A 17,043-nucleotide genomic window follows, 5' to 3' on the forward strand; every position below is an offset into this window, starting at 1 on the left:
AACACCGGAGCAGATCGCGAGCGCGTACATGGTCGCGCAGTCGGAGCGGATCCGTCCGAGGCGACGAAATGCCTGAGGAAGGCAGTCCTGGTGTGTTCGGCGAGTGGTAGCCGCGGTCCCACAGGCCGGTGTGAGCAGGAAGTCGGGCCGTACATCGCTCTTGGCGGCGTTGGGCTTTCGCTTCTCTGGGTGAGGTCGGCGTCGGCCTCTTTTCGGGGCGGGAATGGTGGGGGGTTGGGCGGGTAGTTGGTCGGCATGATGAGGCAGGCGGTATGGCAGGGGCTGGTCGCGGGAGCGGCCGGCGTGCTGGTGATGACGTTGGCCGAGAAGGTGGAGCAGCGCGTGACCGGCCGGCCTGATTCCGATGTTCCGGCGCGGGTCCTGGAGCGCATGACCGGGATGGCCGAGCGCGAAGGGCGGCAGCCGGTCGCGGTGAACTGGGCGATGCACCTCGGGCAGGGCGCGTTGCTGGGGGTGCTGCGTTCGGTGATGGCGCATGCCGGGCTGCGCGGGCCCTGGTCGTCGGCGAAGTTCACCGTGGTGCGGCTGACCAGCGACCAGATCCTGGAGAACGCCACCGGGGTGGGGGCGCCTCCGCAGACGTGGCCGCGCCGCGAGCTGGTGGTGGACGTGCTGCACAAGGGCGTCTACGCGTTCGCGGCCGGTGCTGTCGCCGACGTCCTCGCGGCTCGGTCGGGCCCTGGTCCGGGGCAGCGTCACGCCGCGATGCGTCCGGGGCGGCAGGCCGACGTCGGGCCGCTGCCGCGCCGTCACAGCTACAGCCGATGAGGCGCCGTCTTCACGGGTGCGGGACGGGCGGGACCCTGCTCTGGACGGCGCGGTGGTGGGCGCGGCCGGTGGCGGTGTACCAGTGGACGGCGATGACGGTGGCCAAGGCGAGTTCGACCAGGTCGCCCGCGTAGTACATGAGCTGGGCCCCGGTGTGCAGGTCGTCCGGGCGGAACGCGGTGCCGGGCGGGGGCGTCCCGTAGAGGGTCTTGGCGAGAACGGCGTGGGCGGCACCGGCGAGCAGTAGCGTCAGGCCGCGCGTCAGCGGGCTCCAGCGGTGGCGGACGGGGTCGAGCTGGCAGATCGCGGCGGTGAACAGCACCCCGGCGGCGACCATGCGGGCATGCACTGCGGCGTGCAGGAGGGGCCGGTCGTGGGTGGCGGCCAGGAGCGGTGTGCGGTACAGCACCCACAGCCCGCCCAGGTCCAGCAGCGCCGCGAGCGGCGGGAACAGCAGCCACGAGGCGGGTGAGTGCGCCAACGTCAGCAGGGCGCGGCGCGGGCGGCCTGGGCGCAGGGTCCGCAGGACCAAGGTGAACGGACGGGCGGGCACCAGCAGCAGCGGGGCGACCATTCCGGCCAGCAGGTGCTGGATCATGTGGCCGGTGAACTCCCCGCCTGGCAGCGGCAAGAGCGCCACCACCAGGGCGGCGCCTCCCGCGGTGAAGCAGGTGTCCCACCGCCACGGCCACGCATCACCGCGGCGGCGCAGTGCGCCCGCGGCGGCCAGGTAGGCGACCACCGTCGCTGCCGTGCCCAGTGCTAGGACGGTTTCGGCGTGGCCGATGGCGTCCAGGCCGGAGCCGTGCTCGTGGTGTGGGTGCGTCACCGCTGCGTCCGGGCGGCCTTGGCGGCGCGGACGGCCAGCACCGCGCCGATGCCGAGCAGGAGCAGGCCGGCGGCGTTCCAGGCCAGGTCATACGGCAGCAGATCGGGCACCCGGTAGCGGACCTGGTGCAGGCGCAGGAGCTTGTGGTCGACGAGCCCGTCGTACAGCTGGAAGGCGCCGAGGCCCAGGACCAGGCCCGCCCAGGCGTGCGCGGACGACAGGGCGCGGCGGCGCCGCAGGTCCGCCCACCACGCGAAGCCCGTCACCAGGCCGAGCAGCTCGGCGGTGTGCAGCAGCCCGTCGGTCAGCAGCCCGACCTTGGGGGTGGAGCGGTCGTAGAAGTGGTGCCAGCCGAGGATCTGGTGGAAGACGATCTCATCGACCGCCGCCATCAGCGCCACGCCGATGAGCGCGGCGGCGGTGAGCGACCGGCCCGCGCGCACCGGTGGGCCGGCGGACGGCGTAATCGGCGAACCGGTCATGATCGTGGCCGTTTCCTGGAGGGGATATCGGACGCTACTTTCCGGCGGGGAGAGGTGGGCCGCTGCGAGGTCGCACCTCCGGGGCGTAGAGCACGCTCGGCGGCGGCCCCTGGGGAGGCGGCACACCGACGGCGGCGAACAGCCCGTCGTCGCGGTAGTCCAGCAGCTCGGCCGATCGCAGCGGCCACGGCTCGTGCGCGAACGGCAGGTAGAGCGGCATGCCGTACCACGGGGTGTGCAGGCCCCAGCGAGCGGTGAAGAACTCCTCGACCTCGCTGGGATGGTGGGGTTCGTCCCGGATCCGCACGGTGAAGTCGATGCCCGCACCGCCGGGGCCCGGCATCCGGCGTGCGGTCCTGTACCCGACGACGTCGCCGGCGCGGCGCCGGGTCACGGTCGACCACGCGTAGGGGAGGCGCAGCATCGCGCGGGCGCCCGCCACCACGGGCAGCCGGCTCGCCTCCATCGTCAGGAAGACGGTGCTGCGCCGCCCGTCCGCGCCGGCGGTGTAGAGCCGCACGTTGAGCTCGTCGAAGTCGCCGAGATACGGCAGGCGCAGCAGGCCGCCGACGCGGACGCCGGTGAGGCGCAGCCCCACCACCCCGAGCCACGTCTTCCCGGCGTGCACGTCCAGCTGCGTGCCGTCCGGCACGAGATGCTCCAGGGCGGCCGGTTCGTACGGCCAATGCAGGAAGACCACGTCCCGCCATGCCTGCTTCGACACCACCACCGGGATGTCGCGCGGCGGCGTGGGGGTCACCGGTTCCGCGTCCGCGAGGAAATCAGGGGCCACCGGCACGGGCTACCCGCCTACCGCGCGGCCATGCCGTGCCGTTCCGGACGGTCGGCGTCCAGCGGGCCGTGCCACTGCAGGAGCAGGACGGTGGCGTCGTCCCTCAGCGTTTCGACGTGGTGGTCCAGCAGGGTGCGCACCAGCCGGCGCAGCGTCTCGGGCACGGGATATCCGTCGGCGATGTGACGGATGACGAAGTCGACGAACCGCTGGAGCCCGAACTCGCCGCCGTGGCCGTCGCGCGCTTCGATCATGCCGTCGGTGTAGAGCAGCAGCCAGTCGCCGGGTTCCAGCTGCTCGTGGCACAGGGTCACCGGAACGCCCAGGTCCAGCCCCATGGGGTGGGCGGGCGGGCACCGCAGCGTGGCGGTCCAGCGGCCGTTCCGGACGATCACGGGGGGATGGTGACCGCGGTTCACCCAGGTCAGCGCGCCGGTACCGACGTCGAGGTCGGCCAGGACACCGGTGACGAAGCGGGTGTTCTCCCCGAACTCCGCCAGCAGGGTCGCCTCGATGCCGACGCTGATCTCGTCCAGCGGCGTGTTCTGGCGGCGCTGGTTGCGGCAGGAGGCCATCGCCAGGTTCGCGGCCAGCCCGGCGGCCACGTCGTGCCCCATGGCGTCGAACACGGCCAGGTGGACGGTGTCGTCGGCGAGGGCGTAGTCGAAGGCGTCGCCGCCGATCGCGTAGGCCGGTTCCAGCACCGCGGCGATCGTGACCCGGTCGTTGGCGAAGGTCAGCGGCGGCAGCAGGTTCCACTCCATCTCCGCCGCGACGTTCATCGGGCGGGTGCGCACGAGCCGCGCGTAGGAGTCGCTGTAGTGGCGGACGCTGGACAGGATCAGCGCGACCAGCGAGGCCAGGTGCCGCATCCGCTCGGTCATCGCGTCCTCGCCGGCCGATGACCCGGCGGCGATCCGGAAGCGCATCACCCCGAGGCGCTCGGTGCCGTCCAGCATCGGCACCCACCAGTGGTCCGCGGGCCCGGACCCGTCCGACGCCCGCGCCGGCAGGACGCGCACCTGCTGGTACGCCCGCCCGCCGAGGCTGCCCTCGACCGGCAGCTCGCCTGGTGCCGCCTCCGCGCCCGCATGGGCGTCCACGCCGCGGCCGGTCAGCAGGCGCAGCAGGATCTGCTGCATGTCGACCAGGTAGATCAGCACCTCGCCGAACCCGGCCTTGCCGGCCTGCGCGTTGACCAGGGTCGGCAGCTCTTCGAGGGTCGCCAGATGGCCGGCCTTCAGCAGCCCGGTCAGCATGCGCTCGACGTCACGTCCGTCATCCATCGGCTCTACTCCCGTCACCGCGGTCGCGGGCGCACCCTCGCGCTGACCGGCGTTCCCCGCGTCCTAGGGCCGAATCTCCGGCGGCGACACGGCCTGGCGGGATTCGCGTTGAGCGGCGTGAGCGGCGGGGACGGTTGTGTGGCATGGGTGACGTGGTATCGGGCAGACATCGACGGTGGGGAGACCGAGGCACGCGGCCGTGGCCGCGTCCAGTACCTGGACCGATCCGGACGGCGTGCGCATGCCCGCCGCCGAAGTGCACGCCTGGACGCCGGGCACCAACCAGACCCTCTGCGGGCTCGCGCTCAGCCGTACGCGCCTGAGCCGGTTCCCGCACGTGCCCTGGAAAGAGGTGCTGCCGGAGACGGGCGGCGCGGCCGACCGGGTCCAACGTGTGTGCCCCCGTTGCGCCGCGGCGATGGGACGCCGGCCCGGCGAGCGTTCCTGGCACCGGGACTCACCGCGCCCGTAATGCTCCTCCGGAGCCGTTCTTGGTGGGACGGGTGGCGTGCGGCCCAAGGGGGCGGGGGTGTGTTGGTCCTCTGGCCCAAGAGAGGCGGCGGCCCGGGGCCGTTGACTGTCCTGCTCCAGGACGCTCGACGGGAGGAGCGCGGGTGGGCGGGACGGCGCGGGACGTGGTCGTCGTCGGGCGGGGGCCGGTGGGGCAGCTGGCGGCGATCCTGCTCGGGGCGCGGGGGTGGGAGGTGGTGCTGGTCGAGCGGTGGCCGGAACCGTACCCGCTGCCCCGGGCCGTCACGTTCGACCACGAGGTCGGACGGGTGCTGGGGGCGGCGGGGATCGGCGGCGGGCTCGCGGCGGTCAGCGAGGCCGCGACCGAGTACGAGTGGCGCAACGCCGCGGGGCAGGTGCTGCTGAGGTTCGCCTGGGACCGGCCGGGGATCACGGGATGGCCGCGGGCCAGCATGTTCGCGCAGCCGGAACTGGAGGCGCTGCTGGCGAAGCGGATCGCCGCGATGCCGAACGTCGAGGTGCGCGCGGGGTGCGAGGCGGTGGCCGTGCACCAGGACGACCGGCGGGCGGTGGTGCGCGTCCGGGACGGCGCCGGGACCGAGGGCGAGCTGAGCGCGCGGTACGTGGTCGGCTGCGACGGCGCCAAGAGCACGGTCCGGCGGTTCATGGATACGACCGTCACCGATCTGGGGTTCTTCCACGACTGGCTGATCGTCGATGTCGTTCCGGGACGGCCTCGCGAGTGGCGTCCGGCCAACTTGCAGATCTGCGATCCGGCTCGTCCGACCACGGTCGTGTCCGGGGGGCCGGGACGGCGGCGTTTCGAGTTCATGCGGCTGCCGGGCGAGTCCGCGGCGGAGCTGAATCGCGCCGAGACGGCCTGGCGGCTCATCGCCCCCTGGGGGCTCGGCCCGGACAACACCGTGCTGGAGCGGCACACCGTGTACACCTTCCAGGCGCGCTGGGCCGACCGGTGGCGGGACGGCCGGCTGCTGCTCGCCGGGGACGCCGCCCACCTCATGCCGCCCTTCGCGGGTCAGGGCATGTGCGCGGGCCTGCGGGACGCCGCCAACCTGGCCTGGAAGCTGGACCTCGTGCTGTCCGGGCGGGCGGACCCGGACCTGCTCGACTCCTACACCGCCGAGCGCACCGCCCACGTCCGCGAGGCGATCGAGACCTCGATCGAGCTCGGCAAGGTCATCTGCGTGCTGGACCCGGACGCGGCCGCCGAGCGCGACCGCGCCATGAACGCCGCGGGCGGCGGGACGGTCGTCGACACGCTGCCCGACCAGCCGCTCACCACCGGCGTCCTGGCGGACCGTCCCGCCGATCGGGCGGGGATGCTCTGCCCGCAGGGGCGGGTCCGGTACGGGGGTCGCGAGGGCGGGTTCGACGAGGTGGTCGGCACCGGGTTCGCGGTGCTCTGCGCGGCCGAGCCCGGAACGCTCCTCGACGACGGCAGGCTGGCGTTCTGCGAGCGGCTCGGCGCGCACGTGCTGCGGATCGTCGCGCCCGGAGAGCCCGGAGAGCCCGCTGAGCCGGGCTTCGGCACGGTCGTCGATCTCGACGGCGTCTACCGGGCCCTGCTGGACGGCCACGAGGCCGTCGTGGTCCGTCCCGACTTCTACGTGTTCGGCGCGGGCGGCGCCGCGGCCCTGGTGGACGGGCTGCGCGACCGGCTCGGCGCCTCTGGTGTACTGGGCGCATGACCGACCCGGCACGGCGGTGGCTGCTCGGCCTGCGGGCCGAGGAGCATCCGCGGCCGGCGTGCGCGGCGCCGACCCTGGCCGCGGCGCGGGAGCTGCTCGGGCCCGGCCCGGTCGGCTGGGCGGTCGCGACCGCCGCCGCCATGACGGAGGAGATCGTCGAGCGGGTGCCCGAGCACGGCGGCGGGCCCGGCCCGGTCGAGACGCTGCGCCGCTCGGTCGAGGCGACCGTGCTGCTCGCGCTGTACGGGCTGCTCGTCGACGGCCGGGTCGGCACGGAGTTCGTCGCGCCCGAGGCCGTCGAGGGCAACAGCGACCTGGCCCGGCGCGGGACCCCGCTCGACCGGGTGCTGCGCGGCGTCCGGATCGGGCATGCCCGGCTGCACCGCGAGCTGATGGCCGCCATCGGCACGCAGGACGAACCGGTCCGGCAGGCCGAGACGCACCGCGTGACCGAGTTGCTGTTCACCTACGCCGACATCCAGGCCAGCCGGCTCGCCGAGGAGTACATCGCCGAACGCGACCGCTGGCAGCGCAGCACGGAGTCCGCCCGCAGGCGCGTCGTGGAGGACCTCCTCGCCGGACGGCACGTCGGCTCCGCGACCGCGGCGCGGGTGCTCGGCTACGACCTGGAACGGCACCACCTCGCCCTCATCATCTGGGTGGGCTCCCCCGACACCGCCGCCGCCGAGCTCGACCGGTACGCGGCCGCGTACTCCCGCGAACTGGGCGCGGACCGGCTGCTGACCGTCCCCGCCGGGCGGTCCGTGCTGTGGGCCTGGACGAGCTGGGCGGCCCGGCCTCCTGAGGACGTCACCGCCCGCGCTCCCGGCGGCGACCTGCGTGCCGCCGTCGGCCCGGTCGCGTCCGGCCGCGACGGGTTCCGCCGCAGTCATCTCGGCGCCCGCGAGGCCGAGCGGATCGCCCGGCTGCGGGGCACCGCCCGGCTGACCTCCTACCTGGACGTGCGGGTGGCCGCCCTGGTCATGACCGATCCGGAGCACGGCCGCTGGTTCGTCCGCGAGGTGCTGGGCCCGCTCGCCGACCCCGGCGACTCGCGGGCGGCCGAGCTGCGCGAGACCCTGCGGGTCTACCTGGCCGAGGGCCGCAGCCCGCAGCAGGCCGCCGAGCGCCTGCACGTCAACCGGAACACCGTCACCTACCGGATCAGGCGGGCCGAGGAACTGCTCGGCCGCCCGGTCGGCGCGGGCCTGGAGGTATGGCTGGCGCTCGAAGCCGCCCGCGCCATGCCCCCGGAGCCGTGAGCGGCACGCACGGTATGAGCGGTGTGCCCGGCTCGCGGGTGGCGGCTTGGGCTCGGCGCCCAAGCCGAGCTGCCCGGGCCGGACGTTGAATCGGGACGTCATCGTCGAAACGAAAGGCGTCCTCGCATGCGCGTGGCCAATCTCGCCGGGCGGGCCGTGGTCCTGTCCGGCGGCGGATCCGTCGATCTGAACCGGGCGAGCGGCGGCCGGTTCGGGCCCGGTCCCCAGGAGGTGTACGAGCGCTGGGACGAGCTGCGCGACTGGTGGTCCGGGGTCCGCGCCGACCCGGAGCCCTACCGGGAGTCGGACCTGAGGGAGCCCGTCCCGCGGCCCCGGCAGGTGTTCGCGATCGGCGTCAACTACGCCGAGCACGCGGCGGAGGCCCAGGTGGAGACGGCGGAGCGGCCTCCGTGGCCGCCGACCTTCACCAAGTTCCCGTCCAGCCTGACCGGCCCTCACGCGACGGTCGCGCTGCCCGAGGGGCTGGTGGACTGGGAGGTCGAGCTCGTCGCCGTCATCGGCCGCACGGCCCATCGCGTCCCGGCCGCCAAGGCGTGGGACCACGTCGCGGGCCTCACGATCGGGCAGGACCTGTCGGAGCGCATCACCCAGCTGTCCGGTCCGGCGCCGCAGCAGTACGCGCTCGGCAAGTCCTACCCGGGGTTCGGGCCGCTCGGACCGGCCGTCGTCACCCTCGACGAGCTGCCCGATCCCGGCGACCTGGCGATCGGCTGCGACCTCAACGGCGAGCCGGTGCAGGACGCCCGCACCAGCGAGATGATCTTCAGTGTGCCGGAGCTGGTCGAGCGGCTGTCGGCGGTCGCGACCCTCCATCCCGGCGACCTGGTCTTCACCGGCACGCCGGGCGGCATCGGCGCCACCCGCACACCGCCGCGCTTCCTGGCCCCCGGGGACGAGCTCGTCAGCCGCGTCGAGGGGCTCGGCACGCTCCGCACGACCTTCGAGAGGGCCTGACCATGGCACCGAACCACCCCGCGACCTCCGGGAAGGGCCTGACCATGACAGCGAACCGCTTCGCGACCTCCGGGAGGGCCTGACATGGCGCTGCACCGGCTCACGACCGTCACGATCGGCGTGCCGAACGTCGCCGAGACCGCCGCCTACTACCGCGACTTCGGCCTGGCACCCGTTGGGGAGAACCGTTTCGCCACCGTGGACGGGGGCGAGCAGCTCCGCCTCGTCCACGCGCCGACCCGGCGGCTGGTCGAGCTCGGGATCGGCGCCGCCGACCCCGACGACCTGGACCGCACCGCGGCCTCGCTGGCCCGGCTCGGCCGCCCGCACGGCCTGGCCGGCGGGGTGCTGACCGCGGACGATCCCGGCACCGGGGTCAGGGTCCGGCTGGCCGTCGCCGACCCGATCGAGCGGGCCGCCGAGCCCACGCCCGTCTACAACGGGCCGGGCCGCACGCCCCGCGTCGACGCCCGCGCCGCCGCCGTCGAGCGCACCGGTCCCGTCCGTCCGCGCAAGCTCGGGCACATCGTGCTCGGCTCCACCGACCAGGAGGCGAGCCGCCGCTTCTTCACCGACGGCCTCGGCTTCAAGGTCAGCGACGAGGTGCCCGGCATCGCGGCGTTCCTGCGCTGCTCCACCGACCACCACAACGTGCTCGTCCAGCCGGCGCCGGTCCCCTACCTGCACCACTCGTCCTGGGAGGTGGACGACGTCGACGAGGTCGGGCGGGGCGCGCACCGCATGCTGGACGGCCATCCCGAACGGCACGTGTGGGGGCTCGGCCGCCACCACATCGGCTCCAACTTCTTCTGGTACCTGAAGGACCCGGCCGGCAACTTCAGCGAGTACTACAGCGACCTCGACTGCGTCGTGGACGAGGCGGTCTGGAAGCCGGAGGTCTTCACCGACATGCGCGCCCTCTACGACTGGGGGCCGCCGGTGCCGCCGTCGTTCCTGGAGCCGGACGACCTCGCGGCCCTCATGACCGGGGCGCACAGCGCATGAGCCACCACACCGAGGGCCCGCGCCCCCTCGTCCTCGTGCCCGAGGACCTGCCGCGCGTCGAGGCGGTGCCGCTGGCCGAACGCGACCTGCCCCGCTCCACCCACGAGCTGCTGGTCCGGTCGGCCGAGCGGTACGGCGACTCGCCGGCGCTGCACCTGCTCGGGGAGGGGCGTCCCTGGCGCGAGGCCGAGACCTGGACCTACGCCGACCTGCTGCGCCGCACCCGGCAGACCGCGAACGCCTACCTGGACGCCGGGCTCGTCCCCGGCGAGCCGGTCGCGCTGCTGCTGCCCAACGGCGGCCAGGCCTTCGCCGCGTTCCTGGCGGCCCAGGCCGTCGGGATCGCGAACCCGGTCAACCCCATGCTCGCCGAGGACCACGTCCACGACATCCTCGCCCTCACCGGGGCGCGGCTGCTGGTCGCCGCGCCCGCGTCCGTTGAGAAGGCGCGGGCCATCGCGAAGCGGCTGCCGGGGCTGCGCGTGCTGGACGCCGGCGAACTCGCGGACGCGTCCGCCCGGCAACCGGACCGGCTGCGAACCCGCTACCGGCCAGGCCCGGACGACCTGGCCGCCTACTTCCATACCGGCGGCACCACCGGAACGCCCAAGGTCGCGCCGCACACGCACGCCAACGAGGTGTACACGGCCTGGGCGCTCGGCTGCTCGGGCGGCTACCTGGACGACTCCGTCGGCCTGTCGGGCCTGCCGCTGTTCCACGTCAACGCGGTGCACGTCACCGGGCTCGCGCCGTTCATGCACGGCCGCCCCGTCGTCAGCCTCGGCCCGCTCGGGTACCGCGACCGCGCCCTGATGGCCGACTTCTGGCGGATCATCGAGCACTACCGGGTGACCAGCTTCTCAGGCGTCCCGACGGTCTACGCGTCGCTCCCACCGGTCCCGGACGACGTGGACCTGTCGAGCCTGCGCGCCGGAGCCGTCGGCGCCGCACCGCTGCCCCGCGCCGTCCGCAGCGCCTTCGAGGAGTCGGCGAAGGTGCCGATGCTGGAGGGGTACGGGCTGACGGAGGCGACCTGCGTCAGCGCGGCGACGCCCGCGCTCGCGCCCCGTCCGGGAACGGTCGGCCTGCGGCTCCCCTACCAGCGGATCAAGGCCGTGCACGTGGACGCCGCGGGCGCCCCCGCCGCCGACTGCGCGCCCGGCGAGACCGGCGTCCTCGCCATCCGGGGGCCGAACGTGTTCCCCGGCTACCTGCGCGACGGCCGTCCCGACCCGTCCGGGACGGTCTTCGACGGATGGCTGGTCACCGGGGACCTCGGCTCCGTCGACGCCGACGGCTACGTCCGGCTGGCCGGGCGCGCCAAGGACCTGATCATCCGGGGCGGCCACAACATCGACCCCGGACCGATCGAGGAGTCGCTCCTCGCCCACCCGGCGATCGGATCGGCCGCCGTCGTGGCCGGGCCCGACGCCCACTCCGGCGAGGTCCCCGTCGCCTACGTGACGCTCGCCCCGGGCGCCGAGGCCGACGAGAACGAGCTCGTCGCCTGGGCCGCCCGCCACGCCCCCGAGCCGGCCGCCGCGCCGAAGGCCGTCCGGATCCGGGACGCCCTGCCGCTCACCGCCGTCGGCAAGGTGTTCAAGCCGGAACTCGCCGCCGACGCCGTCCGCCACGCCGTGCTGGCGGAACTCGCCGAGACCGGTACGGCCGGCACCGTCGAGGTCGTCCTCCGCGACGGACGGCCGCACGCCACCGTCCTGGTCGAGGACGATCCGAGCACCTTGACCGGACGGCTCAACCGCTACAGCTTCACGTCCACCGTCGAGACTCTCGGATGATTCGCCTAGTGCGTCTGCACTAGGACGCGTCAGCGACCGGTCTGAACGCACCAGGGCAAGACGGCGGCAGCGGACGATGCCGGGCGAGGGCACCCGAAGGGAGTGTTGGAGGCGCGCGAGATCCCGCGCATCCCCCCTCCTCACGGTGTCTGGAGTGATCAACAGGTGGCGACATCTCTCTACCGGATCGGGCGGTGGGCCTTCCGGCGCCGCCGGCTCGTCATCGCCCTGTGGCTGGGCGTGCTGGTCCTCGCCGGGGTCGCCGCCGCCATGGCGCCGGCCGCGCAGGACGAGGACCTGTCCATGCCGGGAACCGAGTCGCAGAAGGCGTTCGACCTGCTGGACGAGCGTTTCCCCCAGAGCAACGCCCAAGGTGCCGAGGCCCGGCTCGTGTTCCAGGCCCCGGACGGGCAGAAGGTGACGGCCGGTCCGAACAGGGCGGCCGTCGAGCGGGCACTCGGCTCGCTGGACGGGGGCGGCCAGGTCGCGTCGGTCACCGACCCCTACGAGGACGGCGCCGTCAGCCGGGACGGCACCATCGCCTACTCCACGATCGCCTACTCCGCGGACGCCGTCGATCTGACCGCACCGGCGAAGAGCGCTCTGGAGGACGCCGCGGCCACGGCCCGGGACGCGGGACTGACCGTGGAGATCGGCGGCTCGGCCCTCGACGCGGAGGAGGCACCGGGCGGCACGACCGAGATCATCGGCGTGGTGGTGGCGGCGGTGGTGCTGATCCTCGCCCTCGGGTCGCTGGTCGCGGCCGGGCTGTCGCTGCTGACCGCCTTCTGGGGCGTGGCCATCGCCTTCGGCCTGGTCACCGCGCTGGCCGATCCGCTGGGCCTGACGTCCACGGTCGCCATCCTGGCGCTGATGCTGGGGCTGGCCGTCGGGATCGACTACGCGCTCTTCATCACCTCCCGCTTCCGTGACGAGCTCGTCCTGGGCGGCGAGCCGGACGAGGCCGCCGGGCGGGCGGTGGGCACGGCCGGGTCCGCCGTCGTCTTCGCCGGGGCGACCGTCTTCATCGCCCTGGTCGGGCTGGGGGTCGTCGGGATCCCCGAACTGACGAAGATGGGCATGGCCGGCGCGGGCGCCGTGGCGCTCGCCGTCCTCGTCGCGCTGACCCTGGTCCCCGCGCTGCTCGGCTTCTCCGGGAGGCGGATACTGTCGCGCGCCGTCCGCAAGGCCACCTCGCCGGGGAGCGAGCGTCCGGCGACCGGCCGCCCGGGGCTCGGCACCCGCTGGGCGCGGTTCGTGCTGCGCCGGCCGGTGACCGTCCTGCTGGTCGCCGGGCTCGGCCTCGGCGCCGTCGCCCTGCCCGCGCTGAGCCTCGAACTGGGGCTGCCCGGAGACGAGTCCAAGTCGGTGGAGACCACCCAGCGCCGCGCCTACGACCTGCTGTCGGACGGTTTCGGCCCCGGCTTCAACGGCCCGCTGACCGTGGTCGTGGACCTGACGGGATCCGCGGACCGCCGGGCCGCCACCGACCGGGTCGCCACGACGGTACGGGGGCTGGACGGGGTCGCGTCCGTCGACGATCCGGTCATGAACCGGGCCGGGGACACGGCCGTCCTCACCGCCGTCCCGCGGACCGCGCCCGCCAGTGGCGAGACCAAGGACCTGGTGCACGCGATTCGGTCGGCGGTCTCCGGCGTCGAGGCCGGCACGGGCGCCGACATCGCGGTGACCGGCACGACCGCGCTGAACATCGACATCTCCGAGGCGATGTCCGACGCCCTCGTCCCCTACCTGAGCGTGGTCGTCGGCCTCGCCGTGCTCCTGCTGATGGTGGTCTTCCGGTCGGTCCTCGTCCCGGTCAAGGCCGCGCTCGGCTTCCTGCTGTCGGTGGGCGCCGCCTTCGGCGTCCTCGTCGCCGTCTTCCAGTGGGGCTGGGCGGCGGACCTGATCGGCATCGAGCAGACCGGGCCGGTCATGTCGCTGATGCCGATCCTCATCATCGGGATCGTGTTCGGCCTCGCCATGGACTACGAGGTCTTCCTCGTCAGCCGGATGCGGGAGGCCTACGTCCACGGCGCGTCCCCCGGCGAGGCCGTCGTCGGCGGGTTCCGGCACAGCGGGCGCGTGGTGGCCGCGGCGGCGATCATCATGATCAGCGTGTTCACCGGGTTCGTAGGGATGAGCAATCCGACCATCCAGACGATGGGCCTCGGGCTGGCCTCCGCCGTCGCGTTCGACGCCTTCGTGGTCCGGATGGCGATCGCGCCCGCGGTCCTGGCACTGCTCGGCCACCGGGCCTGGTGGCTGCCGCGTAGCCTGAGCCGTGTGCTGCCGAACGTGGACATCGAGGGCGAAGCGCTGACCAGGCGCCCCCCGGCGACCGCGACCGTCCCTGACACGACGGGACCGGACGCGGCGGGGCCGGGTGCGGGCGTGCCGTCGCTTCCCTTTGACGGGCGCTGAGCCGGCCATGACGGATCCGGGCGGCGGTGGCGCGCGACCGCACGGCAGGTGGTGGTCGCGGGAGGCGGCGGTCACGGCGGTCACGTTCGTGCTCTGCCTGTTCGGCGGCGCGCTGACGGTCGACGACAGGTCGCTGTCACCGCCGCCCGCCGCCGCCTATCTGATCGCCGTGGTGTCCTGTGCCGTGCTGCCGGCGCGGCACCGGGCGCCCCTGGCCACCGTGGCGGTCACGACCGCGTGCGGCATGCTGGTGCCGCCGCTGCACCTCCTGGTCAGCCCGCTGATCGTGGCCCCCGTCGTGGTCGCCGCCTACGCGTTCGCCGTGCGCGCCGACCGGCGCGCGGCGAGCGCGGTGCTGCCCGCCTCGGCGGCGCTGCTGGTCGCCTCCGAGGTCGTGGTCGCGTACGGGACCGTTTCGTGGCAGGACGCGAGCCGGATGGCGGCGGTGGCGGCGTTCCCGCTGGTGGCGGGCATCCTCGGGCATTCGACGCAGAACCGGCGGGCCTACCTGGCGGCCATGGAGGAGCGGGCCCGGCGGGCCGAGGAGAGCCGGGACGCCGAGGCGCGCCGGAGGGTGGCCGAGGAGCGCGTCCGGATCGCCCGGGAACTGCACGATCTCGTGGCCCACCAGATCACCCTGGCCAACGCGCAGGCCACGGTCGCCGCCCACCTCTTCGACGTCCGCCCGGAGCAGACCCGGACGAGCCTGCGGGAGCTCGTCGAGACCACCGGCGACGCGCTCGACGGGCTGCGGGCCACGGTCGGCCTCCTGCGGCAGACCGGGGACGCGGCCGCGCCCGCCGAACCGGCGCCCGGGCTGTCCCGGCTTCCGACGCTCCTCGAATCCTTCCGCCGCGCGGGACTGGAGGTCTCGGTGCACCACGAGGGCACGCCCAGGCCGCTGCCGCCGGGTCTGGACCTCACCGCCTACCGCATCGTCCAGGAAGCACTGACCAACGTGACCAAGCACGCCGGTACCGGTAGCGCCCGGGTGCGCCTCGCATGGAACCGCGATCGCGTGACCATTACCGTCGCCGACGACGGACGGGGCGCCGCCGACGGACGGGGCGCCGCCGAGCCGCCACCGACCGCGTCCACGGGATCCGGCGCGTCCATCGGATCCACCGCGTCCGCAGAATTCACCGCGTCCACGGGATCCGGTGCGTCCGCGATGTCGGCGCGTCCGCCTGGTTACGGGCTGATCGGGATGCGTGAACGGGCCGCCGCGGTCGGGGGGCGTCTCTCCGCGGGCAGGAGGCCGGAGGGCGGCTTCCTCGTCTCGGCCGAACTGCCCCTCCCTCCCGCCCGCGGCGCCGACGCGGCGGCGGCCGTCGAGGCGCCGGCGGCCGGCGGCGGGACCGGGGACGCGCCGTGACGCTCCGGGTGCTGCTCGCCGACGACCAGGCCCTGCTGCGCGGCGCCTTCCGGATGCTCCTCGACACCGCCGACGACATCACCGTGGTCGGCGAGGCCGCCGACGGCGCGGAGGCGGTGCGGCTCACCCGCGAGCTGCGCCCGGACGTCGTGATCATGGACATCCGCATGCCCGGGACGGACGGCCTCACCGCCACCGCGGAGATCTGCGCCGATCCGGAATTGCGCGGCACCCGCATCCTGATCCTCACCACGTACGAGACCGACGAGTACGTCGCGCAGGCGCTGCGCGCGGGCGCCGGCGGGTTCATCGGCAAGGGCATCGGGGCCGAGGACCTGGCGGACGCCGTGCGCACGGTCGCCGACGGCGACACGCTCCTGTCCCCCGCCGCGACCCGCTCCCTGGTCTCGCGTTTCCTGGCCGCACCGGACGGCGCCCCGCCGCGCGACCCCGGACGGCTCGCCGCACTCACCCCGCGGGAGCGCGAGATGGTGGCCCTGGTCGCGACCGGCCTGTCCAACCAGGAGATCGCCGAGCGGGAGTTCCTCAGCCCCTTCACCGTCCGCGCCCACGTCCAGCGGGCGATGACGAAGCTGGAGGCCCGCGACCGGGCGCACCTCGTCGTCATCGCCTACCGGACGGGCCTGGTCCGCGCCGCCCCCGACGACCACACCGGCCACCCGTCGTAGCCCGATCGGTGACATGATCGTCGGTTACAGTCGTCCCATGCTCCGGGGCCGGGACGACGATCTGCGTGCCGTCGACGAGGTGCTCAAGGGCGCGCGGTCCGGGCGGAGCGGGGTCCTCGTGATCTACGGGGACCCGGGGATCGGTAAGACCGCGCTGCTCTCCCACGCGACGGAACAGGCCGCCGGCGCGCGCGTCCTGCGGTGCACCGGGGTGGAGACCGAGGCCGAGTTGCCGTTCGCCGCCCTGCACCAGTTGCTGCGCCCCGCTCTCACCCGGGTGGGCTCCCTGCCCGGCCCGCAGGCGGCGGCCCTGCGCGGTGCCCTGGGCCTGGGCGCGGGCGGGGGCGAGAACCGGTTCGTGATCGGGCTGGCGACGCTCTCGCTGCTGTCGGAGATCGCCGAGGACGGGCCGCTGGTCTGCCTGGTGGACGACGCCCACTGGCTGGACCGGGCGTCCGCCGACGCGCTGCTGTTCGCGGCGCGGCGGCTGGACGCCGAGGGCATCGCGCTCATCATCGCCTCGCGCGACGGTTTCCACGCGCCCGGCCTGCCGGAGCGGCGCCTGCGTCCGCTGGCCCCCGGGGCGGCCGCCGCGCTGCTGCGCGACCGCGATCCCGACCTGGCCGACGCGGTGAGGGCCAGGGTACTCGCGGAGAGCGGCGGCAACCCGCTCGCGTTGATCGAGCTGCCCCGCACCGGTGCCGGGTTCGCGCCCGCGCCCCTGCCGCGCCGCATCCAGGAGGCCTACGGGGCCCGTATCGACGCGCTGCCGCCGCCGACGCGGGCGCTGATCCTCGTCGCCGCGGTCGAGGGCACCGGTGACCTGGGCGTCGTCCTTCGCGCGGCCGAGCTGCTGGGAGCCGGCCCGCCGGCGTTCGGCGGCGCGGAGGAGCTGGTCACGGTCGCCGGCGGCACCGTGACCTTCGCGCACCCGCTGATGCGGTCCGCCGCCCTCCACGTGGCCTCGCTGGACGAGCGCCTCGCCGCGCATCGCGCGCTGGCCGAGGTGCTGCGCGACGAGGAGGACCGGCGGGCCTGGCACCTGGCCGCGGCAGCGCTCGGTCCCGACGAGCAGGTGGCGGCCGCGCTGGAGCGCACCGCGGAACGGGCCAGGGAACGGCAGGGGCACGCGGCCGCCGCGGCCGCGCTCGAACG

15 protein-coding genes are annotated in these 17,043 nt (G+C 74.5%); 11 read left to right on the forward strand and 4 right to left on the reverse strand.

What is annotated here, in order from left to right; all coding sequences use genetic code 11:
- The first annotated feature begins 255 nt into the window (after window positions 1-255).
- Window positions 256-789 (forward strand): hypothetical protein, encoded by a 534-nt coding sequence (locus tag E1300_RS10020; RefSeq protein WP_131756606.1) that lies wholly within the window; start codon window positions 256-258, stop codon window positions 787-789.
- A 10-nt stretch (window positions 790-799) separates the two neighbouring features.
- Here E1300_RS10020 and E1300_RS51450 read toward each other — a convergent pair whose 3' ends face one another.
- Genes E1300_RS51450 through E1300_RS10035 form a run of 4 tightly spaced genes read right to left on the reverse strand, consistent with a single transcriptional unit; the run spans window position 800 to window position 4,179 of the window.
- Window positions 800-1,618: a cytochrome c oxidase assembly protein gene (locus E1300_RS51450; RefSeq protein WP_207399603.1), complete on the reverse strand. Its 819-nt coding sequence runs from the start codon at window positions 1,616-1,618 to the stop codon at window positions 800-802.
- Window positions 1,615-2,100, reverse strand: coding sequence for a DUF2243 domain-containing protein (locus E1300_RS51455; RefSeq protein WP_207399604.1), 486 nt, complete (start codon window positions 2,098-2,100; stop codon window positions 1,615-1,617). The genes E1300_RS51450 and E1300_RS51455 overlap by 4 nt, the downstream gene beginning before the upstream one ends.
- A gap of 34 nt (window positions 2,101-2,134) precedes the next feature.
- Window positions 2,135-2,893 (reverse strand): YqjF family protein, encoded by a 759-nt coding sequence (locus E1300_RS10030; protein WP_131756607.1) that lies wholly within the window; start codon window positions 2,891-2,893, stop codon window positions 2,135-2,137.
- Window positions 2,894-2,910: 17 nt separating this feature from the next.
- Window positions 2,911-4,179: a PP2C family protein-serine/threonine phosphatase gene (locus E1300_RS10035; RefSeq protein ID WP_207399605.1), complete on the reverse strand. Its 1,269-nt coding sequence runs from the start codon at window positions 4,177-4,179 to the stop codon at window positions 2,911-2,913.
- A gap of 199 nt (window positions 4,180-4,378) precedes the next feature.
- On the opposite strand from E1300_RS10035, the gene E1300_RS10040 reads away from it, so the two are divergent.
- The 10 genes from E1300_RS10040 to E1300_RS10085 form a co-directional block, all read left to right on the forward strand.
- Entirely contained in the window at window positions 4,379-4,651 is a 273-nt protein-coding gene (locus E1300_RS10040) for a hypothetical protein (protein WP_207399606.1), read from the forward strand.
- Between the two features lie 142 nt (window positions 4,652-4,793).
- The gene (gene mhpA / locus E1300_RS10045) at window positions 4,794-6,359 is read left to right on the forward strand and encodes a bifunctional 3-(3-hydroxy-phenyl)propionate/3-hydroxycinnamic acid hydroxylase MhpA (protein ID WP_131756609.1); all 1,566 of its coding nucleotides are present in this window, start codon (window positions 4,794-4,796) and stop codon (window positions 6,357-6,359) included.
- The gene (locus E1300_RS10050; protein ID WP_131756610.1) at window positions 6,356-7,621 is read left to right on the forward strand and encodes a PucR family transcriptional regulator; all 1,266 of its coding nucleotides are present in this window, start codon (window positions 6,356-6,358) and stop codon (window positions 7,619-7,621) included. Before mhpA ends, E1300_RS10050 begins: the two co-directional genes overlap by 4 nt.
- A 126-nt stretch (window positions 7,622-7,747) precedes the next feature.
- Window positions 7,748-8,596: a fumarylacetoacetate hydrolase family protein gene (locus tag E1300_RS10055; protein WP_131756611.1), complete on the forward strand. Its 849-nt coding sequence runs from the start codon at window positions 7,748-7,750 to the stop codon at window positions 8,594-8,596.
- Between the two features lie 84 nt (window positions 8,597-8,680).
- Window positions 8,681-9,601 (forward strand): VOC family protein, encoded by a 921-nt coding sequence (locus tag E1300_RS10060; RefSeq protein ID WP_131756612.1) that lies wholly within the window; start codon window positions 8,681-8,683, stop codon window positions 9,599-9,601.
- Window positions 9,598-11,400 carry an AMP-binding protein gene (locus E1300_RS10065; RefSeq protein ID WP_131756613.1) on the forward strand — a complete coding sequence of 601 codons (1,803 nt, stop codon included), beginning with the start codon at window positions 9,598-9,600 and terminating at the stop codon, window positions 11,398-11,400. Before E1300_RS10060 ends, E1300_RS10065 begins: the two co-directional genes overlap by 4 nt.
- Before the next feature lie 165 nt (window positions 11,401-11,565).
- Window positions 11,566-13,824 (forward strand): MMPL family transporter, encoded by a 2,259-nt coding sequence (locus E1300_RS10070; protein WP_131756614.1) that lies wholly within the window; start codon window positions 11,566-11,568, stop codon window positions 13,822-13,824.
- Window positions 13,825-13,831: 7 nt separating this feature from the next.
- A complete protein-coding gene (locus E1300_RS10075) occupies window positions 13,832-15,199 on the forward strand; it encodes a sensor histidine kinase (RefSeq protein WP_131756615.1) in 1,368 nt (455 codons plus the stop codon).
- On the forward strand, window positions 15,196-15,888 hold the full coding sequence (locus E1300_RS10080) for a response regulator transcription factor (protein ID WP_131756616.1): 693 nt from the start codon (window positions 15,196-15,198) through the stop codon (window positions 15,886-15,888). Before E1300_RS10075 ends, E1300_RS10080 begins: the two co-directional genes overlap by 4 nt.
- Before the next feature lie 37 nt (window positions 15,889-15,925).
- A partial coding sequence (locus E1300_RS10085; RefSeq protein ID WP_165502770.1) for an AAA family ATPase occupies window positions 15,926-17,043 on the forward strand: 1,118 nt, incomplete at its 3' end.

The organism is Actinomadura fibrosa (assembly GCF_900659615.1).
Classification (GTDB): Bacteria; Actinomycetota; Actinomycetes; order Streptosporangiales; family Streptosporangiaceae; genus Spirillospora; species Spirillospora fibrosa.